Below are 24,856 nucleotides of genomic sequence, written 5' to 3' on the forward strand. Positions count from 1 at the left end.
ACGCCTGAGTCAGTCCTGACGGGACGGGCGTTTGCCGGCTGGCTTGCCGCCTTTACCCGGGGGCTTGCCCTTCGGGGCGGGGCCTCCGCGGCCCTTGGGGCCTTTCTTGAAACCGGGCTTGTATCCCGGCTTGCCACCGGGACGGCCACCACCGCCACCTTTACGGTCCCGGTCACGGCGCGGCGGCGCGGTGGCTGAGATCTCAGGCAGGGCCTCCGGCTGGTCCAGCGGCAGCGAGCCCGGCTGGGATGCTTCCAGCCAGCAGGCCAGGGCACCGGCTACCATGGCCGTATCCATCTCATTGCGCTCGGCAATCTCATCCAGCAGCGCCATGGCCTTGGCCAGTTTGCCATCCTCGGCGAAACCCAGCAGTTGGGTTTCAAACTGCTCCTCGCGCATTTTCTTGAGTTCGACGGGCGAGGGCAGCTGGTAGGATTCCATCGGCGAGTTGGTGGCCCGCTCAAGTGTCCGCAACCAGCTGCGCTCGCGGGGAGTTACCAGCAGAATCGCCTTGCCTTCACGGCCGGCACGGCCGGTGCGGCCAACCCGGTGAATATAGGCCTCGGTATCGTAGGGTACGTCGTAGTTGATGACGTGGGTAATACGGGGCACGTCCAGGCCGCGCGCTGCGACGTCCGTAGCCACGATGATATCTTTCTTGCCGCGCCTGAGGTCGTCCACCGTCTGCTCGCGCTGGCGCTGGTTCAGGTCACCGTTCAGCGGTGCCACTGCGTGGCCACGGGCTGACAGTTTTTCCGCCAGCAGCGTGGTTTCCGCCTTGGTGCGCACGAAAACGATGGCAGCGTCCAGCGGCTCTACTTCCAGGATGCGAGTCAGGGCATCCAGCTTGCGCTCTGCATACACCGGCAATACGAACTGGGAAATGCGCTCAACCGTGCGGGTCTCGCTCTCGATCTTCACTTCCGTGGCATCGCGCAGATAGGTCTGGGCGACTTTCTTGATCTGCGGTGGCATGGTTGCGGAGAACAGGGCGCGCTGACAGTTGTCCGGTGTTTTTGCCAGAATCGCTTCCACGTCATCAATGAAGCCCATGCGAAGCATTTCGTCGGCTTCGTCCAGTACCAGCGCCTTGAGGCTGTCGAGCTTCAGGGTGCCCTTGCGCAGATGGTCCAGCATGCGGCCGGGAGTGCCCACGATCACCTGGGCACCACGGCGCAGGCCCTTGATCTGGGGGAAGAAATCCTGGCCGCCGTAAATGGGCAGTACATGAAAGTTGCGGAACTTGCTGGCATAGGTGGTAAACGCCTCGGCCACCTGAATGGCCAGCTCCCGTGTGGGCGCCAGCACCAGGATCTGCGGCTCCATGAGGGAAGCGTCAATACGGCTCAGCAGCGGCAGCGCAAAAGCGGCTGTCTTGCCGGTGCCGGTCTGGGCGACACCCAGCAAATGTTTGCCAGCCAGCAGCGCAGGAATAGTCTGGGCCTGTATGGGAGAAGGTTTTTCGTAGCCGACGGCGGCAACAGCTTCAAGGACAGCTGGATCCAGGCCGAGTTCGGCAAAAGACAATTCAGACATTAATGTACTCGGAATTCGGGGGAGGAGGTGCATCGCTGAGCAATGCGTTATTCGACACTATACTAGTTGATCTGGTCGATATTTGATAGCCGTGATTCTCTGTTAATTGCAATCATGTCTTCTGGCTCCGGGCCGGAGCAGTGTCCGCCGTGGTGATAATAACCGTGTTCCCTTGACTTCTGTTTCGGTATTGCTAGTTTTGATCGCCATCGTGATACAAAGTCAAGGGACCGAAAGAACGCTTCCGTGTTCCAAATCCAGGCTTGCCGGAGTCAGCGCACGCGTCCCGTCTTGAGGAAATTCCGTGAAACCGAAGGAAACAATGAAAGTACTGGCCGCCAGTGTGATCGCCGTTGTGGTCATGGTGGGTATTGCACGGTTCTCCTACACCCCGATGATTCCCGAGATGGTCGCGGCGCTGGGTCTGAGCAAATCCGTGGTAGGCATGCTGGCGACGGTGAATTACGCCGGCTACCTCACCGGTGCGTTACTTATCACCCGGATCAGTGATCTCGGGCTCAAGGTAAGACTGTACCAGCTCGGGCTTGTGGTTGCGGTGATTTCGACGATTCTCATGGGATACACCACCAATGTGTGGTTGTGGTTCGTGCTGCGTTTTATCTCCGGGCTGAGCACCTCGGCAGGCATGTTGTTGGGCGCCGGCCTGCTTATGAGCTGGCTGATCAAGAACAATCAGAAGTCCGAGCTTGGTGTCTTCTTCTCCGGCATCGGGCTCGGAATTGTGCTGACGGCGGTCGTTGCAGAGCTGATCAAGGAACCTTTCACCTGGGATCAGCAGTGGGTGATCTATGGGCTGGTGGCGTTGGTGCTGCTGGTGCCAGCCTGGTCCTGGATGCCGGATTACCGGGCCTGCGCCTTGCCGCGAACGGCGGGCGGAGGTGGTGGGGATGAGCGGAGCCGCTTCATTCGCATTCTGCAGCTGGCTTATTTCTGCGCCGGGGTGGGCTATGTGGTTACAGCCACTTTTCTGGTGGCCATCGCCGAGTCCATGCCGCGGCTCAGCGGCGATGGCTGGCTGATCTGGCTAATAGCCGGTCTTGCTGCAACACCGGCCTGCTGGCTTTGGGATGTGTTCTCGCGCCGATGGGGGCAGTGGCTGGCGCTGTATCTGGCGTACACGCTCAATGCGGTGAGTATCCTGATGCTGATCGTCAATGCCAGCATGGCTGGCGTGATGCTCAGTGCCGTGATTTACGGTGCCAGCTTTATCGGTATTGTCAGCATGATGCTGGCCATGGTGGGCCGTGTGTTTCCCGAGAATCCTTCCCGGCCGATGAGTCGGCTGACATTCAGTTATGGTCTGGCCCAGATGCTGGCTCCCGCCGTGGTAGGTTACCTGGCCGATGTGGAAGGCGATTACACCAGCGGGCTCTGGCTTACCCTTATCGTGATGGCGCTTGGTGTGGTGATGTTGCATCTGGCACGGAAAGCTGAGCAGCGGGAGCAGGGCTCGGCGGCCCTGTCCCCCGAATAGCGTCCGGCGGATCTGCCTTGGGGCAGGGTTATTCCATTTCAGTCACGGCTTCGCTGAGAGTGCTTGAATCGCGCAGGCCCCCGAAGCGTTTGTAGAATTTCTCGCCGGGTCCTGGCAGAGGGCCGGAGGCATTTTCCAGGGTCTCGTCCAGCCACTGCTCAGCTCGCACATAGATTTGCCGGTAAAGATTGCGGCACAGCTGCTTGGCGCTGCGACCTTCCCAGTCACCCGGTAACAGTTCATCGGGCAGCAAAGGATCGCGAAGCAATATTTTTCGGTAGTCGTGGATCAGCAGGATCCGCAAAAGCAGGCATTCCTCCGGACTGAGCGTGTCTTCGGACTGGAGCTCTCGCCACAGGGGGCGGAACTGTTTCAGAAACCGCCTGTAGCGGCCGCCAAGCTCTTCCAGGTTCCAGCTCTCGCGGACCTGCAGGCGCAGCGCCCTGGGGCTCTTCTGCTCCATGGGCATGGTCTGCATCACAATGGTGTCTTCCAGCGCGCCCCATTCCTGCAGCATGGGCATCAGCTCGCTGCGGGTAAACCGCGGGTGCTCCATCAGCCCCGGGGCCATGCTGCCAAAGCTGAGCCACTTCAGTTCTTCCCTGACTTTATGGCGAAGTTCCGGGTCCAGCTGATTCAGGTAGACAAGGCACCAGCTACCACTCCACTCCGCAGTATCGAGATTGTAGACGTGTTGAAAGGCATGTTCGAACCGGCGCAGCCCGGGGCCGGTAAGACTGTAATAACTGCAGCGCCCGACCTTTTCGGTTTGCAACCAGGATTCCTGAGCCAGGCGATACACTGACGTGCGTACCAGCCGCTGGCTGATACCCATGGGTTCCACCAGCTTCATCAGGCTGCCAAGCCAGACGTTGCCACCGCGGGGAACGATGGCGTCACCATAGATGGTAATGATAAGAGATCCGGCGCGCAGAGGCCGTTTCTTCTGGAAGTTTTTGACAAGCAGTTCGAGCTGGTTTTTTGCAGTCATGGCCCTGGTTCGCAAATAAGAGTCAGTGAAACACGTTGCGCTTATTATGCGGGTCTTACGTGTCAGGTAAAGGTTTGTCTGTGTTTGCCGTGCTGGCGTGTTGCGCCAGCGTCAGCTTTACTTAAAGAGCCGTGGCAGGCTCCCTTAAATTGGTTGACATGGAAGTTATGATACAATAACTTCACCTGATATTCGTCAATGGTATCGAATTTTACCGGGAGCGAAGAAAAGGGACTGTTGTAGTCACGGATGAAGAAACACAAACATACTCATGCCCCTGCACAATTCGGGAGAACAAAAACAATGTTTAAAACAATGATGCGTCGCGCAGGAAAATGCGCAGTAGTAGCTACAGCCGGTCTCATGATGATGAGTGCCCAGGCTGCTGAACCGATCAAGATCGGGTCGTTCCTGTCTATCACAGGTCCGGCATCTTTCCTCGGCGACCCCGAGGTGAAAACGCTCGAAATGTACGTCGAAAAGATCAATGAAGAAGGCGGCGTCCTGGGACGTCAGCTGGAGCTGATCCATTATGACGACGTTGGCAATGCCTCCTCTGCCCGGAACTTCGCCAGCCGACTGATCCGCTCCGATAACGTGGATATCATCGTCGGTGGCAGTACCACAGGTGCAACCATGGCAGCGGTGCCGCTGATACAGCAGGCAGAGATTCCGTTCATCTCTCTGGCCGGCGCTGTGGTTATCACCACTCCGGTAAAGAAGTGGGTTTTCAAGACACCCCAGTCTGACCGCATGGCTGCGGAGCGTATCCTGGCGGACATGAAGGATCGCGGCATCACCAGGATCGGGCTGATTTCCGGCACCGGTGGTTTTGGTAGCTCCGGCCGCACCCAGACTCTGGAAGTGGCAGAGAAGATGGGTATGGAAGTGGTGGCCGATGTCACCTACAGCGGATCTGATACAGACATGACCGCCCAGTTGACCAATATCAAGAACACCAAGGGTGTTGAAGCAGTTCTGAACTTCGGTTTCGGGCAGGGCCCGGCCATTGTGACCCGCAACTATGATCAGTTGGGTATGGAGCTTCCGTTCTATCAGTCCCATGGCGTGGCGTCTGACAGCTTCCTCGAGCTGGCCGGTTCTGCTGCCGAAGGTCTGCGCCTGCCAGCGTCACCGCTGCTGGTTCCGGACTCTCTGCCGGATGACGACCCCCAGAAAGAAGTGGTTCAGAATTACAAGGCAGAGTATGAAGCTCGCTGGGATTCCAAGGTTTCAACCTTTGGTGCCTATGCCTACGATGGTCTGATGCTGGCTGTACGCGCCATTGAAGAAGCCGGCTCTACCGACCCTGAAGCCGTGCGTGAGGCTCTGGAAAACATCAAGGGCTATGTCGGTGTTACCGGTGAATTCAACATGTCACCGGATGACCACAACGGCCTTGATCCAGAGTCCTTCCGCATTCTGGAAGTCCAGAACGGCGAATGGAAACTGATCGACTGATTTCCCTTTCACCTGTCTCGCGGCTGGCGGCTGTCCTGTTGGGTAAGTCGCCAGCCGATGTTCGACCGGAAACACCGCTATGCTTGCAGAATTCTTACAGTACCTGTTCACCGGAATTACTATCGGTGCGACCTACGCCCTGATAGCCCTCGGCTTCACCCTGATCTATAACGCCAGCCACGTCATCAACTTCGCCCAGGGCGAATTCCTGATGATTGGAGGCATGGCGACCGTTTCGCTGACGGCCATGGGTGTGCCCATGATAATTGCCATCGTTCTCGCCATCATCCTTGCCGGTGTTCTGGGCATAGCGCTTCAGCGCTTTGCCATAGCGCCGGCGAAGCAGGCGGATGTGGTTACACTGATCATAATCACGATCGGCGCCTCCATTTTCATCCGTGGTATTGCCCAGGTTGTCTGGGGCAAGGAATATCATGTGATGCAGAACTTCAGTAGCGATGAGCCCATCTGGGTGTTCGGCGCTGTTCTGAATAGCCAGAGCCTCTGGGTTCTGGGGGTCGGTGCCGTTGTGGTAGTCGCTCTTGTGCTGTTCTTTACCAAGACCCTGACAGGCAAAGCCATCCTGGCGACGTCAATGAACAAGGAGGCGGCCCGGTTGGTTGGCGTCCGGACGCAGATGGTGCTGATGCTGGCCTTTCTGGTGTCTGCACTGCTCGGTTCCGTTGCCGGTATTGTGGTTGCGCCTATCACCTTTACCTCCTATGACATCGGTATCATCCTTGGCCTGAAAGGCTTTGTTGCTGCGGCCATCGGTGGCCTTGGCAGTGGTGTGGGTGCCGTTGTTGGCGGCCTTGCGCTGGGTATCGTTGAAGCCATGGCGGCCGGATATATCTCCTCCGATTACAAGGATGCGGTGGCGTTTTCCATGATCCTGCTGGTGCTCTTCTTCATGCCCCGCGGACTCTTTGGTCCCAAAGTTGTGGAGCGTGTCTGATGTTGAACCGTTTTATGCAGTCGCGTCTCCGTGGGTTGGTGGTCCTCGCGCTCATTCTCGTTATTATCCCGGCCTTTCTGAGCAACTCGTTCCAGTATGGAATGGTTACCCAGATCGCAATTCTTGCCGCCACGGTCGTCGGTCTTAACCTTCTGGTTGGCTTTGCCGGCCAGATCAGTCTCGGTCACGCCGGCTTCTTTGGTCTTGGTGCCTATTTCACCGGTATCGCAACGGGAACCTATGGCTGGCCCTCGGTACCGGCACTTTTGGTGGGTGCCATCATGGTTGGCATTATTGCCTGGGTTGTGGGGCGCCCGATCCTGCGTCTCAAGGGGCATTACCTGTCCATGGCAACACTTGCTGTGGGCTTCATAATCGCTATTATTCTGAACAACGAACGTGCGTTGACAGGTGGCCCGGACGGTATGCCGGTACCCGCCTTTGAGGTATTCGGCTGGGAACTGAGTTCTTTTGGCCGGTACTCGCTGTTGGGCCTTGAGATTGAAGGTTTCGAGGCCTGGTATATCTTCGCCAGCGTAATACTGCTGGTGGCTGTCTGGTTTGCGCTCAACCTCATTGAGTCACCGATAGGTCGTGCCTTGCGCTCGGTGCACGGGTCCGAGGTCGCGGCAAGTGTCGTTGGCGTGAACACTGCGAAGTATAAAAGCCTGGTGTTTGTAATTTCCGCCATCTACGCCAGCCTGATGGGCAGCCTCTACGCCCATTTTCTGGGCTTTATCACCCCGGCGGTGGCCAGCTTCGAGTTTTCCATTCTCTTTATAACGATGGTTGTTCTGGGCGGCATGGGCTCCACCTTTGGTGTGATTCTGGGTGCTGCAGTGCTGACCCTCCTGCCGCAGGTGCTGGCGGATTTCCAGGAACTCGAAACTGTCATGTTCGGCCTGATTCTGATGCTGACGATGATTTTCATGCCCAAGGGCCTGTTGCCCACTCTAACCGCAATTGTTTCCAAAAGAATGCGCAAGAAAGCGGGAGGTGAGGCATGACAGCGCTGGTTGAAGTAAAAGGGCTGGATAAGGCCTTTGGTGGCGTTCACGCTGTGGAAGGCGTCAGTTTCGCCGTTGAGGCCGGGCAGGTCTATTCGGTCATCGGGCCCAACGGTGCCGGCAAGACCACGCTGTTCAACCTGATTACCGGCCTCTACATCCCCACGAAGGGTGAGGTCCGGCTGAACGGCGAGAGTACTGCCAAACTGGAACCGAACCAGCTTGCGGAACGGGGCATGTGCCGGACTTTTCAGCAGATGCAGATCTGCATGAACATGACCGCTATCGAGAATGTGATGCTCGGCCGCCACCTGCAGCTCAAAAGCAGCCTGTTCACCACCCTGTTCCGGTTACCGGCTTTGCGACGGGACGAGAAGACTGCCTACAAACGCGCAGCTGATCTTATGGAGTACGTGGGCTGTGGCGAGTATGTGGGCGCAGAGGCCTCTGCGATGTCCTACGGTGCACTGAAGCGGCTCGAGATTGCGAGGGCCCTGGCGGCTGAACCCAAGGTCATTCTGCTGGACGAACCGGCGGCAGGTCTTAACGCAACCGAAACCGCAGCGTTGGAAGACCTGATCCGTAAAATTGCAGATCAGGGCATAACCGTGATGCTGGTTGAACATGATATGAAACTGGTGATGGGAATATCCGACCGTTTGCTGGTGCTTAACTATGGTCGCGTTCTGGCCGAGGGCACGCCCGAGGAAATCCGTCAGAATCCGGACGTTATCGCCGCCTATCTCGGTGGCTGAGCAAGGAGACATTTCACATGAGCGAGCAAACCACTGAAATGGCGCCTGCCCAGTCACGCAGCGAGCAGGCCGTCCGAATTATTGTTCATGAGCATCAGGCGCTGTGGCGGGTCCTGGACCTGCTGGATCAGCTTCTGAGTGATATGAATCTCAACGACCAGCGGCCGGATGAGCGGCTGCTGACCACGATCTTTGATTACATTGAGCATTTCTCCCAGCGGGTCCACAGTACTCCCACGGACATCGAGCTGTACAAGCGGCTCAGTGAGAAGTCTCCCGAGACGGCGCCCCTGCTGGAGAAGCTGGCCAGGGGCTACGTGGTCGGCCATGAAAAGCTGGTGGAGTTGCGTGAACTGCTGGCGGAGTGCGAAAAACGCTGGCCGGAAGGTCGTGAGGAGTTCAGTCATGCCCTCGCACGTTTCACTGAGGCCCTGCGCAAACATATCCGCAAGGAAGAGGGGGTGGTTATTCCGCGGGCCCGGAAACTGCTGACCGAGGAAGACTGGCAGCAGATTATCGAAGCGCGGGATGTGGAAAACGACCCGCTGTTTGGTGAGCGGGTCCGGGAAGAATTCCGGGAACTGCGCCACCAGATTGTCAGTTACACTCCGGAAAAGTTCGGCGGGCTGGGACTCAAGCACGCAGACCGGGTAACCGCTCCTCATGCAGAAGAGGAAATGCTGTCCATCAAGGGACTTGTTACCTCCTATGGCCAGATCGAGGTTCTCCATGATGTGGATATCCGTATCAACAGTGGCGAGATTGTCTCCCTGGTGGGTGCCAACGGCGCGGGCAAGTCCACATTACTGATGACAATCTCCGGGCTGCAGCCGGTAGACCGGGGATCGATAAGCTTCGAGGGTAAAGACCTGGGGAAAATCAGCACCGACCGGCGTGTGGCCCAGGGGATTGTGCAGGTGCCTGAAGGCAGGCAGGTGTTCAAGGACCTGAGCGTCCACGACAATCTCCTGATGGGTGCTTACACTCGCGGCAGAACTTCTGAAGTCATGGATGATATCGAGCGTATGTACACCAGGTTCCCCATTCTTCGCCAGAAGCACCATAACCTGGCCGGGGAGCTTTCAGGTGGTCAGCAGCAGATGTTGGCCATGGGGCGGGCACTCATGGCCCGGCCACGCCTGTTGCTGCTGGATGAGCCCAGTATGGGTCTTGCGCCCCTGATCGTTGAAGAAATCTTCAACATCGTCAAGGAGCTCAAGAAGGAAGGCATAACCATTTTCCTGGTGGAACAGAATGCCTCCCAGGCGCTGGCGCTGGCAGACCGTGGTTATGTACTTGAGACCGGCAAGGTAGTGATCGAAGGTACCGGCCGTGAGCTGCTCAGCAATGAGAAAGTCCGCGAGGCGTACCTGGGCATGTAATCGGCCTAAGCTTGTAAAGCACAAATAAAAGGGAGACAGGTTTAACAACCTGTCTCCCTTTTATTTGCCGGTCACTTTCTCCCTGGGGTCCAGGACAGGGAGAAAGTCTGGCAGCCCGGTGTTACCCGGGCTTTTTGGCAACCAGTGTCAGGATGTCGTAGCTCGCAACCAGCTCGTCGTTCTGGTTATGAACCTGAACATCCCAGACTACGACTCCCTGAGGGTGTCCGTCCGGAGATGTACGACCCTGATCAATCTTGCGCTTGCAGGTCAGCCGCGCCCGGATGGTGTCCCCCGGGGCAACCGGTTCGATAAAACGCAGGGTATCCAGGCCATAGTTCGCCAGAACCGGGCCTTCGCCCGGATAAACGAAGAGGCCGGCCGCCGCGGAAAGCACGAAGTAGCCGTGGGCAATGCGCTTGCCGAACTGCGAGTCCCGCGCTGCAATCTCATCAAAGTGCATATAGAAGTGATCGCCTGACAGGCAACCGAAATTGACGATATCGGCTTCGGTCACCGTGCGCCGGTGAGTCAGCAGGGATTCGTTGATCTGCAGGTCCTCAAAATGGCGACGGAACGGATGCACTTCGGTTTCGATGACCTCAGCACCGCGCACATATTCACGGGTGACTGCGGCCAGCATGGATGGAGAGCCCTGGATTGCAGTTCTCTGCAGGTAATGATGTACCGCACGGATGCCACCAAGCTCTTCACCGCCACCGGCACGCCCGGGCCCACCATGCTTGAGCATGGGCAGGGGAGAGCCGTGGCCGGTGGATTCCTGTGCGGCTTCTGCGTTCAACAGGTGCAGACGACCGTGGAAGGCCGCCAGCAGCGGAACAATCCTGCCGGCAATGGCCGGATCACGGGTGGTCAGAGTGGTAACCAGTGAGCCACGGCCCTCGGCACACAGGGAGACCGCGTCTTCAATGGTGTCGTAGGGAATCACCGTTGCCACCGGCCCGAACGCTTCAATGTCATGTGCCCCGCAACCATTTTCAGGATTCCGGCACAGCAGCAGGTGCGGCTCAATAAATGCACCTTTATCGGTGCCTTCGCCGGTCGGCTTGAAATCGCCGTTGCCACCGGTGACCAGTTCGCTGGTCTTCAGCAGTTCCTGGATGTTGGCTTTGACGTCTTCCAGCTGGTCGATGGAAGCGAGGGCACCCATGCGGACGCCCTCAACGGAAGGATCGCCGACAGTCACTTTCGACAACCGTTCCTTGAGCTTTCCGCAAACAGCATCCACCTGGCTCTTTGGCACCAGTATCCGGCGGATAGCAGTACACTTCTGGCCAGCCTTCGCCGTCATTTCACGGCCCACTTCCTTCACAAAGATATCGAACTCTTCGTGCTCGGGAGTCACGTCTGGCGCCAGAATGGCACTGTTCAGTGAATCGGCCTCGGCGTTAAAGGGAATCGAACGGTTGATGATGTTCGGGTGATTCTTGAGTTTGCGAGCGGTCGCGGCCGAACCGGTGAAGGTGACCACATCCTGCTCTTCAAGATGTTCGAACAGGTCGCCGGTGCTGCCAATGATCAGCTGCAGACTGCCTTCAGGCAGAGCGCCGGATTCCTGCATCAGGCGAACCGCCAGTTCGGTGACATAACAGGTAGAGGTGGCCGGCTTCACGATGCAGGGCATGCCCGCCAGGAAGGTGGGCGCGAACTTTTCCAGCATGCCCCACACCGGGAAGTTATAGGCATCAATGTGGACAGCCACACCGCCACGGGGAACCAGGATGTGAGTGCCGGCAAAGTGGTTGTTCTTGCCCAGCGGCGTTACCGGTCCTTCGTGCACCACGTTGCCGGACGGCAGTTCGCGCCGGCCCATGCTGGCATAGGAGAACAGGGTGCCGAAACCGCCATCAATGTCGATACCGTTGTCGCCCTTGCTGGAACCGGTATGCATCGACAGGGCGTACAGCTCTTTCTTGTGTTCCTGCAGGTACATGGCCATGGCCTTCAGGGCCAGGGCGCGCTCCTGGAAATCCATGGCCATCAGATTCTTGCCACCGACCTTGCGGCCATACTCTACGGCTTTCTTGAAATCCAGGGTATCATCGTGGGTATGTGCCACGATTTCACCGTTAATGGCGCTGGGCAGGGCCTTGGCGGTCTTCTCGCCGACCCATTCGCCGGCAATGAAACTTTTCAGGACTGACATCGGAAACTCCATTTGTTTCTTAAACGCCAAGGCAAGCCCCGCTTAAGCGGGGCTTGCCTTGCTCGTGTCTTGCTGCTGGCTGTTGGAAACTACATCTCGTCGTAGTCCAGGACTACCTTGTCGCTGACCGGGTAGCACTGGCAGGAAAGCACGTAGCCGGCTTCCACTTCGTAGTCTTCCAGGGCAAAGTTCTGGTCCATTTCCACCTCACCTTCCACGACCTTGGCGCGGCAGGTGGAGCAGACGCCGGCTTTGCAGGAGAAGGGCAGGTCCGCACCTTCCTCGTTGCCGGCTTCCAGAATGCTCTTGGTATCACGAACCAATGGGAAGGTCAGGGAACGGCCATCGGCGATGACGGTCACTTCGCTTACCGACTGCGGATCCACCTTGGACGGGGCCCTGTCCTTGCGGGGCTGGGGCGCACCACCGACCGGAGTAAACAGCTCGAAATGGATTTTGCTTTTGTCCAGGCCGTGCCGGAGCAGTGAGTCACGCACATCCTCTGTCATCAGCTGCGGGCCGCAGACGAAGGCTGCCGTGAGATCCTTGGCGTTGATCCAGTGATCAAACAGGGCGTCGCACTTGTCGTGGTCAATGCGCCCGTTGTAGAGGTCAATATCCTGTTCTTCACGGGTGAAAATATAGACCAGGTTCAGCCGGGCCATGTACTCGTTCTTGAGGTCCTGTAGCTCATCACGGAACATGGTGCTGGCGGTGGCCTTGTTACCGTAAAACAGGGTTACCTCACTCTTGGGCTCGGTTTCCAGGGTGGTCTTGACAATCGACAGAATCGGCGTGATTCCGCTGCCGGCTGCCACCGCGAGGTAATTGCCCTTCCTCTCGGGATCCAGATCAATGGAAAAATGGCCCTGAGGTGGCATCACTTCCAGTGTTTCGCCGGGTTTCAGCTGTTCGTTGGCAAACGTGGAGAAACGGCCGCCGGGAACCTGTTTGACCGCAATACGCAGCTCCTGATCGCCGACACTGCGGCAGATCGAATAGGAGCGACGCACTTCCTCCCCATCAAGTTTTGTTCTGACAATCAGGTGCTGGCCCTGTTTGTAGCTGAACGTATCTACCAGATCTTCTGGCAGATCAAAAGCAAGTGATACGGCGTTTCTTGTTTCAGGTCTGACCTCTTTGAGGGTCAGTGGATAGAATTTATTCATGATCGTATCGGCTCTAGATGCATTTGAAGTAGTCGAAGGGCTCGAGGCATTCCTTGCAACGATAAAGGGCTTTGCAGGCGGTGGATCCGAACTCGCTCACCCGCTCGGTGTCCTTGCTGCCACAGCGGGGACAGGCAATGACTTCCGGTTCCCCAAGCAGGCTCATCTTGCTGGAGCTGCCCTCGGGGGGCGCGATTCCGAACTCCCGGAGCTTCTCTTTGCCTTCGGCCGTGATCCAGTCGGTGGTCCAGGCAGGGGTCAGCACCTGGTTGATTTTCGGATCCCGGAAGCCCGCAGCTCGCAGGGCTTCGGTAATCAGTTCTTCAATCAACTCGGTAGCCGGGCAGCCGGAGTAGGTCGGGGTTAAATCAATAGACAGCTCTTTACCATCCCACCTTACGGCACGGACGATACCAAGCTCCACGACACTGACTGCCGGCACTTCAGGATCTTTAACCTCTTCGAGAATTGCCCAGATGTCGTCCTCTGTCAGCAGATCGGGGCGGGCGTTCGCCGGCACCCGATCGCTGGCAATCAGGATGTCGACAGCTGACCGGCTGTCTGAATCACCATGTTGTGGCATCGGGATAGGCCCTCTGCAGGAACTGCATTTCTGCCAGAATAAAACCGAGGTGTTCGGTGTGCTCGCCGTGCTTGCCGCCCATATACATCCAGGCATCTTCGGCGCCCGGTGTCAGGGTTGCCTGGGTGAGCACCTCGTTGACCATTCCGCGCCAGTCTTTGGCCAGCTGATCGGGGTCCGGGCCAATGCCCGCCTCGGCCATGACACGGTCCGTGTCGTCCGGGGTGATCAGTTCGCCGGTGAAGCGCCAGAGTATATCCACGGCATCCTGCATGCGCTGGTGGCTCTCTTCAGTGCCATCCCCCAGACGCTTGACCCATTCGGATGACCGGCGCAGGTGATAGGTCGCCTCTTTCAGAGCCTTGGCGGCAATACCGGCAATACGCTCATCGCTGGATGCGGTCAGGCCTTTGAGTGTGAAATAGTGCCACACATCAAAGAAGAACTGCCGGCCCATGGTGACCGCGTAATCCTCATTGGGCTGCTCGGTGAGCAGCAGGTTGCGGTAATTGTGGGCATCACGGCGGAATGCCAGCTTGTCCGCATCGCGGCCATCATCAATCAGATCAGCGGCATACTCATACCAGTTGCGGGCCTGCCCGACGAGGTCAAGGGCAACGTTCATCAGTGCCATTTCTTCCTCGACTGCCGGGGCTTTGCCGCACAACTCGCACAGGCGCTGACCCAGGATCATGTCGGAATCCGCCAGTCTCAGCAGGTATTCCTGTAGTGCTTCTGCTTGTGTCATTGGATCCGCTCCTTACATGTGTCCGACTTCATCGGGCAGCTCGTAGAAAGAAGCGTGCCGGTAAATCTTGTCTTCCGACGGGTCGAAAAGTACTTCTTTCTCGTCGGATGCGGAGGCCGTGATGGTGTCGGAGGGGACCACCCATATGCTCACGCCCTCGTTACGGCGTGTGTACAGGTCGCGAGCGTTTTCCATGGCCATTTCGGCGTCAGCCGCATGCACGCTGCCCACATGTTTGTGGTTCAGGCCGTGCTTGGACCGCACAAAAACTTCGTAAAGGCGCCATTCAGACATGTTGTATTCCTCCGATATCAGGCGGCTTGCGCGCGCTGTTTTTGTTTTTTGGCGTAGGCGACGGCCGCTTCGCGGACCCATGCGCCCTCGTCAATTGCTTTCTTGCGAGTATTGATGCGCTCGCGGTTGCAAGGGCCATTACCCTTGAGAACGTCGTAGAATTCCTGCCAGTCGATCTCACCGAAATCGTAATGGCCGGTTTCTTCGTTAAATTTCAGATCCGGGTCCGGCGCTGTGCATCCCAGGAACTCCAACTGCGGAACCGTCTGGTCAATGAACATCTGGCGCAGCTCGTCGTTGCTCTTGCGCTTGATCTTCCAGGCCATGGACTGCTGAGAGTTGGGGGACTCGTCATCGTGCGGGCCGAACATCATCAGCGAGGGCCACCACAAACGGTTAATGGCGTCCTGCACCATGGCTTTCTGCTCTTCAGTGCCCTCACGCATCATGTCCAGCAGGATCTGGTAGCCCTGACGCTGGTGGAAGCTTTCTTCCTTACAGATGCGAACCATGGCGCGGGAGTACGGGCCGTAAGAGGTACGCTGAAGTACAACCTGGTTGACGATAGCGGCTCCATCTACCAGCCAGCCAACAGCACCCATATCAGCCCAGTTCAGGGTCGGGTAGTTGAAAATGCTGGAGTATTTGGCCTTGCCCTGGTGCAGCTTCTCGATCTCTTCGTCGCGGTCGGCACCGAGGGTTTCCATCGCGCTGTACAGATACAGCCCGTGACCCGCTTCGTCCTGGATCTTGGCCATCAGCTGAAGTTTGCGCTTCAGTGTCGGGGCACGAGTAACCCAGTTGCCTTCCGGCAACATGCCAACCACTTCGGAGTGGGCGTGCTGGGAGATCTGGCGAACCAGGGTCTTGCGGTAGCCTTCAGGCATCCAGTTCTTGGGTTCGATCTTGGTTTCGGCGTCGACCTTTTCCTGGAACTCGCGCTCTTCAGGCGACATCTCTTCCATGGTCTTCAGGCGCTTGGCGCCGGTTTCAACGAGCTGGGCGTACATAAAATACCTCCGGATCTGGCTTGTTGTTCTGTTGTCCATGAACATCGGTGCCCTCAAACATGACTTAAGGGCTATTAACTCCATACTATATGATACTGAATAAATATCAAGAACTGTCTTTGTGTGTCATGTTGCTTTTTTCAGGCTGTCTGATGGCTTTTACAGCGCTGATTTCAATAGTAAAACAAGTGATACGTAATGAAATTCTATTGAGATTGGTGTCGGAAGAGTAAATTTAAATCGATGTCCAAGACGGACAGGACCGGAAGTCACGAAGTGCCGGGAAGCCGCAGCCACGTCAGTGGGCCGGCTTCCCGCCAGGCAAGTCCTGTGACTTACTTGTTACGGCGGTCAAAAACGCGCTTGGCCTTGCCTTCCGAACGCGCCAGGCGGTCGGTTTCCACCACCTCGATACGAGTACTGATACCGATGTAGGACTTGATGTGGTGGGCCAGTTCCTTGGCGGCCCTGGCACGCACCTCATCATTATCGGAAACGCCGGGTTTGAGTTCGGCACGAATGTCCACGCAGTCCATGTTGCCTTCTTTGTACACTTCAATCTCGTAGTGGGGCGCCAGCGCTTCGCACTTCAGTACCTGTTCCTCGATCTGGCTGGGGAATACATTCACGCCACGGATAATCAGCATGTCATCACTGCGGCCGGTAATTCTGTCGATCCGGCGCATGGGCCTTGCGGTGCCCGGCAGCAGGCGGGTGAGATCACGGGTGCGATAGCGCAGAATCGGTAAGGCTACCTTGGTCAGCGACGTGAACACCAGTTCGCCGTATTCCCCATCGGGCAGTACTTCGCCGGTTTCCGGATTGATAATTTCCGGGTAGAAATGGTCTTCCCAGATGGTGGGGCCATCCTTGGTTTCGACGCATTCCATGCCTACGCCAGGACCCATAACCTCGGACAGGCCGTAGATGTCCAGGGCCTGGATGCCGAGCCGCTCTTCGATCTCGGTACGCATGGAGTTGGTCCAGGGCTCTGCCCCGAAAATGCCCAGACGCAATGGCAGCTTGTGCGGATCAATGCCCTGACGATCCATCTCGTCAGCAATGTTCAGCATATAGGAGGGCGTTACCATGATGATGTCCGGCTCGAAGTCCTTGATCAGCTGGACCTGCTTCTCGGTCTGGCCACCGGACATGGGGATGACCGTACAGCCAAGGCGCTCGGCGCCGTAGTGGGCGCCAAGGCCACCGGTGAAAAGACCATAGCCATAGGCAACATGGACCTTGTCACCACGGGAGCCTCCGCCGGCACGAATGGAGCGGGCTACGATGTCGGCCCAGTTATTGATGTCGCTCTGGGTGTATCCCACCACAGTGGGTTTGCCGGTTGTTCCGCTGGAGGCGTGTACCCGCACCACGTCTGACATGGGTGTGGCAAACATGCCAAAGGGGTAGTTGTCGCGCAGGTCCGCCTTGGTGGTGAACGGCACCTTGGCCAGGTCTTCCAGGGAGTTGATGTCCATCGGCTTCAGGCCGATTTCGTCAAAGGCGTTGCGGTAAAACGGCACATTGGTGTAGGCGTGAATCAGGCTCCAGCGCAGGCGCTGAAGCTGTTCATGGCGGAGCTCGTCAATGCTGGCGGTCTCCATCCGGTCAAGTTTGCCAATTTTCTGGAGTGGTAAGCTCATGATTCTGTCCTGCGTTGTTCTTGTAGGGTGATAGTCGGTGGTCTGGCCCGGGCGGTGGCGTCAGGCCACCGTGTCAGTCCGTTCAATGATGATGGCAATGCCCTGGCCAACGCCGATGCACATGGTGCAGAGGGCGTACCGGGCTTTCTGGCCAGCGGCATGGCGGCGTTCGAGCTCATTCAGGGCCGCGGTTATCAGGCGGGCGCCGCTCATGCCCAGGGGATGGCCAAGGGCAATGGCGCCACCGTTCGGGTTAACATGCTCTGCGTCATCGGGAAGCCCCAGGTCACGGGTGACGGCCAGAGCCTGTGCCGCGAAGGCTTCGTTCAGTTCGATAACGTCCATATCGGCAAGCTCAAGACCTGCGGTCGCCAGAACCTTGCGGGTTGCCGGGGCTGGCCCGAAACCCATGATCCGCGGTTCGACGCCCACGGTTGCCATCGCAACCACGCGAGCTCGTGGCTTGAGATTGTATTGTTTGAGGGCATCTGCTCCAGCCAGAAGAAGGGCACATGCGCCATCGTTGACACCAGAGGCGTTGCCTGCGGTCACGGTGCCGTTTTCGCGAAAAGGCGTAGGCAGCGTGGCCAGCTTTTCAAGACTGGTCTCGCGGGGATGCTCGTCGGTATCCACCACCAGCGGATCCTGCTTGCGGCGGGGGATGGTGACCGGCGTGATTTCGTTGGCCAGCCGTCCCGCCTTCTGGGCGGCGGCGGTGCGCTGTTGACTGCGCAGGGCGAATGCGTCCTGATCTTCCCGCGAGATACCGAAATCGGCGGCCACGTTTTCTGCCGTCTCCGGCATGGAATCGATACCGTACTGCTTTTTCAGCACCGGGTTTACAAAGCGCCAGCCGATGGTGGTATCGAAGATCTCCGCCTTGCGGCTGAATGCCGACTCCGCCTTGCCCATCACAAACGGGGCGCGGGACATGGATTCCACGCCGCCGGCGATCATCAGCCGGGCCTCACCGGTGCGGATAGCTCTTGCGGCGCTGCCCACGGCATCCATGCCGGAGCCACACAGGCGATTAATGGTGCTGCCCGGTACATCAACCGGCAAACCTGCCAGCAGCAGCGACATGCGGGCAACATCCCGGTTGTCTTCGCCGGCCTGGTTGGCGCAGCCATAAAGTACGTCGTCGATTTTTGACCAGTCCAGATCCGGGTGGCGTTCGGTCAGGGCCTTGATGGGAATGGCACCCAGGTCGTCCGCACGCACTGCAGAGAGGACACCGCCATAGCGGCCGACGGGGGTGCGGATGGCATCGACGATGTAGGCGTCTTTGAGAAGGTTGTCCGCGCTCATAAGTTTTCCTCCGAATTGCGTACGGTGCCGCGAACCTCGTAGGAACGGCCCCGGAAAAGGGCGACCGCACGGCCGTCCTGATTGGTTAATGTGATGTCGTAAACGCCGGTGCGGCCACCCCGGGCCTGTTCCTCGGCAGTGGCTGTCAGCAGGTCGCCTTCTTTGGCGCCGTACATGTAATCGATGCTGCAGCCAGAGGCGACGGTGGCCCGGTCATAGCTGTTGCAGGCAAATGCAAAAGCCGAGTCTGCCAGTGTAAACAGATAGCCGCCGTGGCAGGAACCGTGTCCCTGGATCATGTCGCTGGTGACGGTCATGGTGAGAACAGCTTTACCCGGAGCAACGGATTCTATGTTCATGCCCAGGTTCTGGCTGGCCCTGTCGCGTGCGAACATCTCTTTTGCGCATGCCTCGGCGAGTGTTTGCGGGTCCATCTCGCTCATGAATAAAACCCCTTCTGTGCGAATGCGTTTTTCCGGAGCAGCAGGGCAGGCCGATAGCGATCCTCTGCGTAGCTGTTCTGGATGTTGGTGAGTACGTTGAACACGTGGCCTGCCCCGAGGCGGTCGCTCCAGCTCAGCGGGCCGTCGGGATAGTTCAGGCCCGCTTTCATGGCCAGGTCGATGTCCGCGATGGTGGCAACACCATGAAGGGCCGCATCCGCCGCTTCGTTCGCCAGCATGGCAACAGTGCGCATAACGACCAGCCCTGGACGATCAGCGAGCAGGCTCACGGCAATTCCCGCCTTTTGCAGTAAAGCACAGGCGCAGGAAAACGCTGCTTCTGAGGTCTGGTCTGCGGGCGCCAGGGCAAGCCGGGATGCCTTGCTGTAGTCGAATGCCAGGTCAAACAGTACCAGGTTGGAGATGCCGTCAGCAGCGGCCCGCTCGGTGGCCATGCGGCCATCGGTCAGGGCCAGCACGGCGTCGCCAAAGCGAAGCTGGCCGGGGCCGTCGCGCTCGACTATTGTCAGGCCTGACGCTTTCAGGCGCTGGACCAGTGGGGCTGCGGCAGCGGGATTGCCCTCAACGATAACCACCGTTTCATCGCACCGGTGCTCCGGCTCTGTTTGTGGCTCCGGCTTTTCAGCGCCTTCACCATAGGGGTAAAAGCCCTGGCCGGTCTTGCGTCCCAGACGCCCCGCTTCCACCAGCTCTTTCTGGATCAGCGACGGCAGAAAGCGCGGGTCCTGATAGTAGGAATTGAATACAGAGTTGGTCACGGCATAGTTGACGTCGTGGCCGATCAGGTCGGTCAGCTCGAACGCACCCATGCGGAACTGGCCGGCCTCGCGGATGATGGAGTCCAGCGTTGCCGCGTCGGTGGCCTTTTCCTGCAGCAAGCGCAGGCTTTCCGCGTAAAACGGGCGGGCGACGCGGTTAACGATAAAGCCGGGAGTGGAGGTGGCGTACACCGGTTTTTTGCCCCAGGCGGTTGCCGTGGCGTGAACGGTCTCGGCAACAGTTTTGCTGGTGGCCAGACCCATCACCACTTCTACCAGCGCCATCAGGGGTGCCGGATTGAAGAAGTGCATTCCCACCAGGCGTTCCGGGTTTTTCATTTCAGCGCCGAGGGCGGTGACGGAAATCGATGAGGTATTGGTGGCGAGGATGGTGTCCACGGCACACAGCTCTTCCAGGTTTGCCAGCAGCTGGCGCTTGATATCGAGGTCTTCAATGATTGCTTCAATCACCAGCCCGGCATCCGCTACATGTTCAATGCTGGCGACCGGCTGGATGCGCCCAATGATGGCATCCAGATCCTGCTGCTGCATTTTGCCCTTGTCGACGCGGCGCTGAAGCTGTCTGGCAATACCGTCGCGCCCGTTCTCGGCAGCCCCTTTCCTCTGGTCATGCAGGTAAACCTGGTGGCCGGCCTGCGCTGCTACCTGGGCGATGCCGGAGCCCATGGCACCGGCGCCGATGACGGCGATGCTGGTTTGCGTATCGATTGCCATGAATTATTTCCCCTTGAACGCTGGCGTGCGTTTCTCCATGAAGGCGCCGACGCCTTCGCGGTAATCTTCGGTTCGCCCGGCCATGCGCTGAAGGTCTCTTTCAAGATTGATCTGCTCTTCAAAGGTATTATTGGCGCTGGCATGCAGAGCACGCTTGATCAGGGCAAGGCCTTTGGTGGGCTGGGTAGCGAAATGCCGGGCCAGCTTCAGGGTTTCTTCCATGAGCTGCTCGTTATCCACGCAGCGCCAGATCATGCCCCAGTTCTCTGCCTGTTCAGCGCTGACCTTATCGCCCAGCAGCGCCATACCCTTGGCCCGGGCCATGCCGGCTACACGGGGCAGGATCCAGGTGCCGCCGGAATCGGGTACCAGGCCCAGTTTGCAGAATGCCTGAACAAAATTGGCGGAGCGCGCCGCCAGCGTGATGTCGCAGGCGAGGGCGATATTGGCACCGGCTCCGGCCGCCACGCCGTTAACGGCGCAGACAACGGGCATCGGCAGATCCCGCAGGCTCCGCAGCAACGGGTTGTAGTAGTTCTCCAGGGAGGCGCCCAGGTCGGGCACTTCCTGATCCGGCGATACACTGCGGTCGGCGAGATCCTGTCCGGCACAAAACCCCCGGCCTGAGCCGGTAATGACCAGCACCCGGACAGAGTCGTCCTTGCGCACAGTGCTGATGGCCTCGCGCATGCGCTCGTGCATTTCAACATTGAAGCTGTTCAGGTTGTCCGGGCGGTTAAGGGTAAGCAAAGCCACACCCTGATCGATTTCGAGAAGAATGCTCGGCTGAGTCATGGCGTTATCCTGTAGATAGAATGATGAATGGCTTTGGGGTTGGGGCTATTTGCCCTTGAACTGGGGTTTTCGCTTTTCCAGAAACGCATCAAGACCTTCCTGACGGTCTGCCGTACCGGCAAGCACAGTGAAGGCATGTCGTTCAAAGCGCAGGCCCTCGGCGAGGTTCATGTCATTGGCCTTGCGCACGGATTCCTTGGTGAGCCGGACAGCAATAGGTGCTTTCCGGGCAATGGTGCGAGCAAGCTGAGTGGCTTTTTCAACGGTCAGCTCGGGCTGGCAGATCTCGCTTACGAGGCCCGCCTCAAGAGCGCGCCTCGCATTGATCGGCTCGCCTGTGAGCGCCATGCGCATAGCCAGGGATTCGCCGACCTTCCGCACCAGTCGCTGGGTGCCGCCAGCTCCGGGCATGATGCCGAGATTGATCTCCGGTTGACCGAAACGGGCGTTCTCCCCGGCGATCAGAATGTCTGCGTGCATCGCCAGTTCGCAGCCGCCGCCAAGCGCAAAGCCGTTGACCGCTGCAATGACAGGTTTGGTGAAGCGGGCAATTCGCTCCCAGTGAGCGATTCGCGGGTCCTCAAGAATGCCGACAAGGTCGCGGGCCGCCATCTCGTTGATGTCAGCCCCGGCTGCAAATGCCTTCTGGCTTCCGGTGATTATGACGACGCGGACCTGGGGATCGGCTTCTGCGTCATCCAGCGCTTTGGACAGGTTGTCCAGCATCTCCGTATTAAGGGCATTCAGTGCTTCGGGGCGGTTCAGGGTGAAAATTTGAACCCCTTGTTCAGGCCCTTCGACGAGCAGGTTGTTTGGCATAAGCAATCCGATGTGGCTTTGTTTTTATCTGGACAGCATCTCCGTCGTCCGCAATCAGAATCGCCTTCGGACAATGTTCCAGTAGTAAACGGGCTGATTTGCGAATCAGTATATCTATTAATTGATACTCGTCAAGGTTTATGGGTTGATCGTTTTGTATCACATTGACCTTTTTTGGCCTGAGCCTCTCTAGTAACTGATAATAATGATAATTTCAGTTTTTTTGCCGGGTTTTGGGTGTTTTTTTACCGTGTTAAGCGAGGTTTGCTTCCACTCACTCTGTAAATACATCTCCAATCAGCGGTAAAGTGGCGTGGAAAGTGAATCAGAATGTGTTATCACATTCCGGTCTGTTTACGAGTAGGAGAGAAGCATGCCTAGTTACAGTATTGAGGGTGTTCTGCCTGTGGTGCATCCGTCTGCGTACGTTCATCCAACCGCGACCCTGATCGGGGATGTGTGGATTGGCCCTGGTTGCTATGTTGGCCCCGCAGCCTCTTTGCGTGGCGACTTTGGCCGCATCGTATTAAAAGAAGGGGCAAATATTCAGGATACCTGCGTCGCCCATGCCTTTCCGGGTAAGGATGTGGTAGTCGAGAAAGACGGGCACGTCGGGCACGGTGCCATTCTTCACGGGTGTACCGTTGGTGAGGGCGCAATGGTTGGAATGAACGCGGTGGTCATGGACGAGGCCGTTATCGCATCCCGCTCCATCGTTGGCGCAGGGGCTTTGGTCAAGGCCGGTTTCCAGTGCGATCCTGCCTCACTGATCGTGGGAACGCCGGCCAGGGTGGTGCGGATGTTGAGTGATAATGAAGTGGCCTGGAAAGCAAAGGGGACGGAAGAATATCAGAGGCTGACTCTCCGCTGCTTTGAAAGCCTGGAGGAATGCCAGCCACTGGAAGAAGCAGATTCTGACCGGCCCAGAGTTGAGGTTGGCAGTCACCAGCTCAAGCGCCACAGCTGATTCGGCAGTAACTGTGTGCCGCGCGTGACCATCTGATGCCTCAGGCGGCCAGCCCGGATTTAAGAGCGTCGATGATCACGCGGGCAAAGTCGTCGGGAGAATCTTCCTGGAGGAAATGACCACCCCGCAAGGTAATGTGGGGCTGTCCGTGGGCACCGGGTATGCGACGTTGCATGTGACGGTCGCCGCCCCGTGTGATGGGGTCGCCACTGCTGAAGCAGGTTATGAAGGGTTTCCTCCATTTTTCCAGCACTCGCCAGGCGGCTTTATTGGCTTCGCTGGCCGGATCGTCGGCAGACACGGGGACCAGTTTTGGAAAAGCCCGTGCTCCGGCCTTGAATTCAGCGCTGGGAAAGGGCGCTTCATAGGCTGCAATTTCGGCCCTTCTCATGGTTCTCTCTGTTCCCAGCTGGACGATTCGGCTAACCGGAAACCAGGGGCTGTAAGTTGCAAAGGCTTTCCAGAGTGCGAATACGGCCGGTACCGGTGTTTCGCCGGTTGGCAGCATCCCGTTGCCAACAATGATCCGGCGGAAAAGCTGCGGGTTCTCCGCTGCCAGGCGCAATCCGAGCAGCGAGCCCCAGTTCTGGCAAACCAGAGTGATATTTTTCAGATCCAGCGCCTTGAGCCACTGGGAAAGCCAGTATATGTGGCGTTCGTAGCTGTAGTCGTCCACGCTGGCAGGCTTGTCGGACTTTCCGAAGCCAATCAGGTCCGGCGCCAGTACGCGATGGCCTGCTCCCGCTACCAACGGAATCACGTGCCGGTAGAGGTAAGACCAGGATGGCTCCCCGTGCAGCATCAGCACCGGGGCCGAATTGGTCTGGCCTTCGTCCAGGTAATGCATTCTCAGGCCTGGCTCGACGTCCAGATAGTGAGGGGGAAAAGGATAATCCTGAAGGCCTGCGAAGCGGGCTTCATCGGTTCTCAGAATACGCATGCCATCGACTGTCCTGGCTGAGTGGTTGCGTGGCTGGATACTCGCAGCCTTCAGCACGCAGGATAAATCAGATGGAAATCTTGTGTGTTTGGTTTGCGTAACAGTGCGTTGGCTGTTTGAATCAGGACGCCTTGCTGATCAGCTCTGCGGCGCCTTCAAGCCCCTTCAGTGCTTCGTCACAGCAATTCAGTGCGCCACAGTCATCGGCCGAGCACAGGGCAACGGTGTCACAGTTGATGTCGAAGTTGTGGCGCTCGCCGTTGCGGAAAATGCGCCCGCGGGAAAGTGTGGAGCGGCAGCGTCCGCAAAGCAGGGTTGGTACTGCGCTGCTTTGCGCGGCAATGGCATGATAATGCTCGGTGTCTGTCATAAAAAAACCTCCCAATACTCCCAAGCTAAGGGCAAATTACGACAATTCAAAGTCTGTAACCCAAATTCAGGCCAGAAGTACGAAGAATCCGCGGCCCGGCTCGCTGGCGCATTGTCAGAGATCGGGATCTGCAAGCGGGCGGCGGTTGGAGCGCTTGTCTTCCCAGTCGAGAGATTTCGGATCGTACCAGCCGATACGATCAAGAACCTTCTCACGGGTAGCGGAAGACAGGGTTGGCCAGAGTTCCTGGAACTCGTCAAGTCCTCGCTCCCGTTGACGTAACTGCTTGCCCTGAAGCCGTCGGATGATGAGGGGAAGGTGCAGGGCTTCCCCCAGTTGTCCGGGCACAAGCACCTCCTGGCCCATGACCTTGCGCCTGTGGGTTCTGGCTGCCAGCACCCGGTGAAGAGCAACGGCTGCATCCAGCGCTGTTTCGACATCAAACTCTTCGTTACCCAATGTCTGACCTGTTTAAAGGGTGAACAGTGACCATCAACTATA

General features: G+C 57.9%; 24 protein-coding genes and 1 pseudogene. 8 read left to right on the forward strand and 17 right to left on the reverse strand.

Annotated features, from left to right (window positions below):
- Positions 1-9 precede the first annotated feature (9 nt).
- A complete protein-coding gene (locus DIT72_RS10545) occupies positions 10-1,536 on the reverse strand; it encodes a DEAD/DEAH box helicase (protein WP_135955211.1) in 1,527 nt (508 codons plus the stop codon).
- A 304-nt stretch (positions 1,537-1,840) separates the two neighbouring features.
- Here DIT72_RS10545 and DIT72_RS10550 point away from each other — a divergent pair, with 304 nt between their 5' ends.
- The gene (locus DIT72_RS10550) at positions 1,841-3,031 is read left to right on the forward strand and encodes a YbfB/YjiJ family MFS transporter (protein WP_135955212.1); all 1,191 of its coding nucleotides are present in this window, start codon (positions 1,841-1,843) and stop codon (positions 3,029-3,031) included.
- A 28-nt stretch (positions 3,032-3,059) separates the two neighbouring features.
- On the opposite strand, the gene paaX is transcribed toward DIT72_RS10550, so the two are convergent.
- On the reverse strand, positions 3,060-4,022 hold the full coding sequence (paaX, locus tag DIT72_RS10555; RefSeq protein ID WP_135955213.1) for a phenylacetic acid degradation operon negative regulatory protein PaaX: 963 nt from the start codon (positions 4,020-4,022) through the stop codon (positions 3,060-3,062).
- A gap of 303 nt (positions 4,023-4,325) precedes the next feature.
- Here paaX and DIT72_RS10560 point away from each other — a divergent pair, with 303 nt between their 5' ends.
- The 6 genes and pseudogenes from DIT72_RS10560 to DIT72_RS18425 all read left to right on the forward strand — a co-directional run bounded on the left by DIT72_RS10560 (position 4,326) and on the right by DIT72_RS18425 (position 9,582).
- The gene (locus DIT72_RS10560; protein WP_135955214.1) at positions 4,326-5,483 is read left to right on the forward strand and encodes an ABC transporter substrate-binding protein; all 1,158 of its coding nucleotides are present in this window, start codon (positions 4,326-4,328) and stop codon (positions 5,481-5,483) included.
- A gap of 79 nt (positions 5,484-5,562) precedes the next feature.
- Positions 5,563-6,438: a branched-chain amino acid ABC transporter permease gene (locus DIT72_RS10565; protein WP_135955215.1), complete on the forward strand. Its 876-nt coding sequence runs from the start codon at positions 5,563-5,565 to the stop codon at positions 6,436-6,438.
- A complete protein-coding gene (locus tag DIT72_RS10570; protein WP_135955216.1) occupies positions 6,438-7,445 on the forward strand; it encodes a branched-chain amino acid ABC transporter permease in 1,008 nt (335 codons plus the stop codon). Before DIT72_RS10565 ends, DIT72_RS10570 begins: the two co-directional genes overlap by 1 nt.
- Positions 7,442-8,200 (forward strand): ABC transporter ATP-binding protein, encoded by a 759-nt coding sequence (locus DIT72_RS10575; RefSeq protein WP_135955217.1) that lies wholly within the window; start codon positions 7,442-7,444, stop codon positions 8,198-8,200. The genes DIT72_RS10570 and DIT72_RS10575 overlap by 4 nt, the downstream gene beginning before the upstream one ends.
- A gap of 38 nt (positions 8,201-8,238) precedes the next feature.
- A pseudogene (locus tag DIT72_RS18420) lies at positions 8,239-8,667 on the forward strand (hemerythrin domain-containing protein); the annotation flags it as partial.
- 210 nt (positions 8,668-8,877) lie between these two features.
- Complete coding sequence (locus DIT72_RS18425) at positions 8,878-9,582, forward strand: ABC transporter ATP-binding protein (protein WP_228260805.1); 705 nt, start codon at positions 8,878-8,880, stop codon at positions 9,580-9,582.
- A 121-nt stretch (positions 9,583-9,703) separates the two neighbouring features.
- Here DIT72_RS18425 and paaZ read toward each other — a convergent pair whose 3' ends face one another.
- The 12 genes from paaZ to paaF all read right to left on the reverse strand — a co-directional run bounded on the left by paaZ (position 9,704) and on the right by paaF (position 22,078).
- Positions 9,704-11,749: a phenylacetic acid degradation bifunctional protein PaaZ gene (paaZ, locus tag DIT72_RS10585; protein WP_135955219.1), complete on the reverse strand. Its 2,046-nt coding sequence runs from the start codon at positions 11,747-11,749 to the stop codon at positions 9,704-9,706.
- Between the two features lie 89 nt (positions 11,750-11,838).
- Complete coding sequence (gene paaE, locus DIT72_RS10590; protein WP_135955220.1) at positions 11,839-12,918, reverse strand: 1,2-phenylacetyl-CoA epoxidase subunit PaaE; 1,080 nt, start codon at positions 12,916-12,918, stop codon at positions 11,839-11,841.
- Between the two features lie 13 nt (positions 12,919-12,931).
- A complete protein-coding gene (paaD, locus tag DIT72_RS10595; protein WP_135955221.1) occupies positions 12,932-13,501 on the reverse strand; it encodes a 1,2-phenylacetyl-CoA epoxidase subunit PaaD in 570 nt (189 codons plus the stop codon).
- A complete protein-coding gene (paaC, locus tag DIT72_RS10600; protein WP_135955222.1) occupies positions 13,485-14,249 on the reverse strand; it encodes a 1,2-phenylacetyl-CoA epoxidase subunit PaaC in 765 nt (254 codons plus the stop codon). Before paaC ends, paaD begins: the two co-directional genes overlap by 17 nt.
- 12 nt (positions 14,250-14,261) lie before the next feature.
- Positions 14,262-14,543, reverse strand: a complete 282-nt coding sequence (gene paaB / locus DIT72_RS10605) for a 1,2-phenylacetyl-CoA epoxidase subunit PaaB (RefSeq protein ID WP_135955223.1) — start codon at positions 14,541-14,543, stop codon at positions 14,262-14,264.
- A gap of 17 nt (positions 14,544-14,560) precedes the next feature.
- Positions 14,561-15,553, reverse strand: a complete 993-nt coding sequence (gene paaA / locus DIT72_RS10610; protein ID WP_135955224.1) for a 1,2-phenylacetyl-CoA epoxidase subunit PaaA — start codon at positions 15,551-15,553, stop codon at positions 14,561-14,563.
- A 335-nt stretch (positions 15,554-15,888) separates the two neighbouring features.
- Positions 15,889-17,199 (reverse strand): phenylacetate--CoA ligase PaaK, encoded by a 1,311-nt coding sequence (gene paaK, locus DIT72_RS10615; RefSeq protein WP_135955225.1) that lies wholly within the window; start codon positions 17,197-17,199, stop codon positions 15,889-15,891.
- 60 nt (positions 17,200-17,259) lie between these two features.
- A complete protein-coding gene (gene pcaF / locus DIT72_RS10620; RefSeq protein ID WP_135955226.1) occupies positions 17,260-18,507 on the reverse strand; it encodes a 3-oxoadipyl-CoA thiolase in 1,248 nt (415 codons plus the stop codon).
- On the reverse strand, positions 18,504-18,950 hold the full coding sequence (gene paaI, locus DIT72_RS10625) for a hydroxyphenylacetyl-CoA thioesterase PaaI (protein WP_135955227.1): 447 nt from the start codon (positions 18,948-18,950) through the stop codon (positions 18,504-18,506). The genes pcaF and paaI overlap by 4 nt, the downstream gene beginning before the upstream one ends.
- The gene (gene paaH, locus DIT72_RS10630) at positions 18,947-20,464 is read right to left on the reverse strand and encodes a 3-hydroxyacyl-CoA dehydrogenase PaaH (protein ID WP_135955228.1); all 1,518 of its coding nucleotides are present in this window, start codon (positions 20,462-20,464) and stop codon (positions 18,947-18,949) included. The genes paaI and paaH overlap by 4 nt, the downstream gene beginning before the upstream one ends.
- A 3-nt stretch (positions 20,465-20,467) precedes the next feature.
- Positions 20,468-21,259, reverse strand: a complete 792-nt coding sequence (gene paaG / locus DIT72_RS10635; RefSeq protein WP_135955229.1) for a 2-(1,2-epoxy-1,2-dihydrophenyl)acetyl-CoA isomerase PaaG — start codon at positions 21,257-21,259, stop codon at positions 20,468-20,470.
- Between the two features lie 45 nt (positions 21,260-21,304).
- A complete protein-coding gene (paaF, locus tag DIT72_RS10640) occupies positions 21,305-22,078 on the reverse strand; it encodes a 2,3-dehydroadipyl-CoA hydratase PaaF (protein ID WP_135955230.1) in 774 nt (257 codons plus the stop codon).
- 373 nt (positions 22,079-22,451) lie between these two features.
- Between paaF and DIT72_RS10645 the strand changes: the two genes are divergently transcribed.
- Complete coding sequence (locus DIT72_RS10645; protein ID WP_135955231.1) at positions 22,452-23,045, forward strand: transferase hexapeptide repeat family protein; 594 nt, start codon at positions 22,452-22,454, stop codon at positions 23,043-23,045.
- Positions 23,046-23,085: 40 nt separating this feature from the next.
- Here DIT72_RS10645 and DIT72_RS10650 read toward each other — a convergent pair whose 3' ends face one another.
- From DIT72_RS10650 to DIT72_RS10660, 3 genes are all read right to left on the reverse strand, one after another.
- Positions 23,086-23,985, reverse strand: coding sequence for a haloalkane dehalogenase (locus DIT72_RS10650; protein WP_135955232.1), 900 nt, complete (start codon positions 23,983-23,985; stop codon positions 23,086-23,088).
- 121 nt (positions 23,986-24,106) lie between these two features.
- Complete coding sequence (locus tag DIT72_RS10655) at positions 24,107-24,355, reverse strand: hypothetical protein (protein WP_135955233.1); 249 nt, start codon at positions 24,353-24,355, stop codon at positions 24,107-24,109.
- Positions 24,356-24,469: 114 nt separating this feature from the next.
- Positions 24,470-24,814 (reverse strand): hypothetical protein, encoded by a 345-nt coding sequence (locus tag DIT72_RS10660; RefSeq protein WP_135955234.1) that lies wholly within the window; start codon positions 24,812-24,814, stop codon positions 24,470-24,472.
- Positions 24,815-24,856: the final 42 nt, after the last annotated feature.

Source organism: Marinobacter orientalis (assembly GCF_004792665.1).
GTDB lineage: Bacteria > Pseudomonadota > Gammaproteobacteria > Pseudomonadales > Oleiphilaceae > Marinobacter > Marinobacter orientalis.

Coding starts and splice junctions, on each gene's coding strand:
- DIT72_RS10545 (WP_135955211.1), bottom strand. CDS start 1,536: ATGTCTGAATTGTCTTTTGCCGAACTCGGCCTGGATCCAGCTGTCCTT.
- paaX (WP_135955213.1), bottom strand. CDS start 4,022: ATGACTGCAAAAAACCAGCTCGAACTGCTTGTCAAAAACTTCCAGAAG.
- DIT72_RS10560 (WP_135955214.1), top strand. CDS start 4,326: ATGTTTAAAACAATGATGCGTCGCGCAGGAAAATGCGCAGTAGTAGCT.
- DIT72_RS10565 (WP_135955215.1), top strand. CDS start 5,563: ATGCTTGCAGAATTCTTACAGTACCTGTTCACCGGAATTACTATCGGT.
- DIT72_RS10570 (WP_135955216.1), top strand. CDS start 6,438: ATGTTGAACCGTTTTATGCAGTCGCGTCTCCGTGGGTTGGTGGTCCTC.
- DIT72_RS10575 (WP_135955217.1), top strand. CDS start 7,442: ATGACAGCGCTGGTTGAAGTAAAAGGGCTGGATAAGGCCTTTGGTGGC.
- DIT72_RS18425 (WP_228260805.1), top strand. CDS start 8,878: ATGCTGTCCATCAAGGGACTTGTTACCTCCTATGGCCAGATCGAGGTT.
- paaZ (WP_135955219.1), bottom strand. CDS start 11,749: ATGTCAGTCCTGAAAAGTTTCATTGCCGGCGAATGGGTCGGCGAGAAG.
- paaE (WP_135955220.1), bottom strand. CDS start 12,918: ATGAATAAATTCTATCCACTGACCCTCAAAGAGGTCAGACCTGAAACA.
- paaD (WP_135955221.1), bottom strand. CDS start 13,501: ATGCCACAACATGGTGATTCAGACAGCCGGTCAGCTGTCGACATCCTG.
- paaC (WP_135955222.1), bottom strand. CDS start 14,249: ATGACACAAGCAGAAGCACTACAGGAATACCTGCTGAGACTGGCGGAT.
- paaB (WP_135955223.1), bottom strand. CDS start 14,543: ATGTCTGAATGGCGCCTTTACGAAGTTTTTGTGCGGTCCAAGCACGGC.
- paaA (WP_135955224.1), bottom strand. CDS start 15,553: ATGTACGCCCAGCTCGTTGAAACCGGCGCCAAGCGCCTGAAGACCATG.
- paaK (WP_135955225.1), bottom strand. CDS start 17,199: ATGAGCTTACCACTCCAGAAAATTGGCAAACTTGACCGGATGGAGACC.
- pcaF (WP_135955226.1), bottom strand. CDS start 18,507: ATGAGCGCGGACAACCTTCTCAAAGACGCCTACATCGTCGATGCCATC.
- paaI (WP_135955227.1), bottom strand. CDS start 18,950: ATGAGCGAGATGGACCCGCAAACACTCGCCGAGGCATGCGCAAAAGAG.
- paaH (WP_135955228.1), bottom strand. CDS start 20,464: ATGGCAATCGATACGCAAACCAGCATCGCCGTCATCGGCGCCGGTGCC.
- paaG (WP_135955229.1), bottom strand. CDS start 21,259: ATGACTCAGCCGAGCATTCTTCTCGAAATCGATCAGGGTGTGGCTTTG.
- paaF (WP_135955230.1), bottom strand. CDS start 22,078: ATGCCAAACAACCTGCTCGTCGAAGGGCCTGAACAAGGGGTTCAAATT.
- DIT72_RS10645 (WP_135955231.1), top strand. CDS start 22,452: ATGCCTAGTTACAGTATTGAGGGTGTTCTGCCTGTGGTGCATCCGTCT.
- DIT72_RS10650 (WP_135955232.1), bottom strand. CDS start 23,985: ATGCGTATTCTGAGAACCGATGAAGCCCGCTTCGCAGGCCTTCAGGAT.
- DIT72_RS10655 (WP_135955233.1), bottom strand. CDS start 24,355: ATGACAGACACCGAGCATTATCATGCCATTGCCGCGCAAAGCAGCGCA.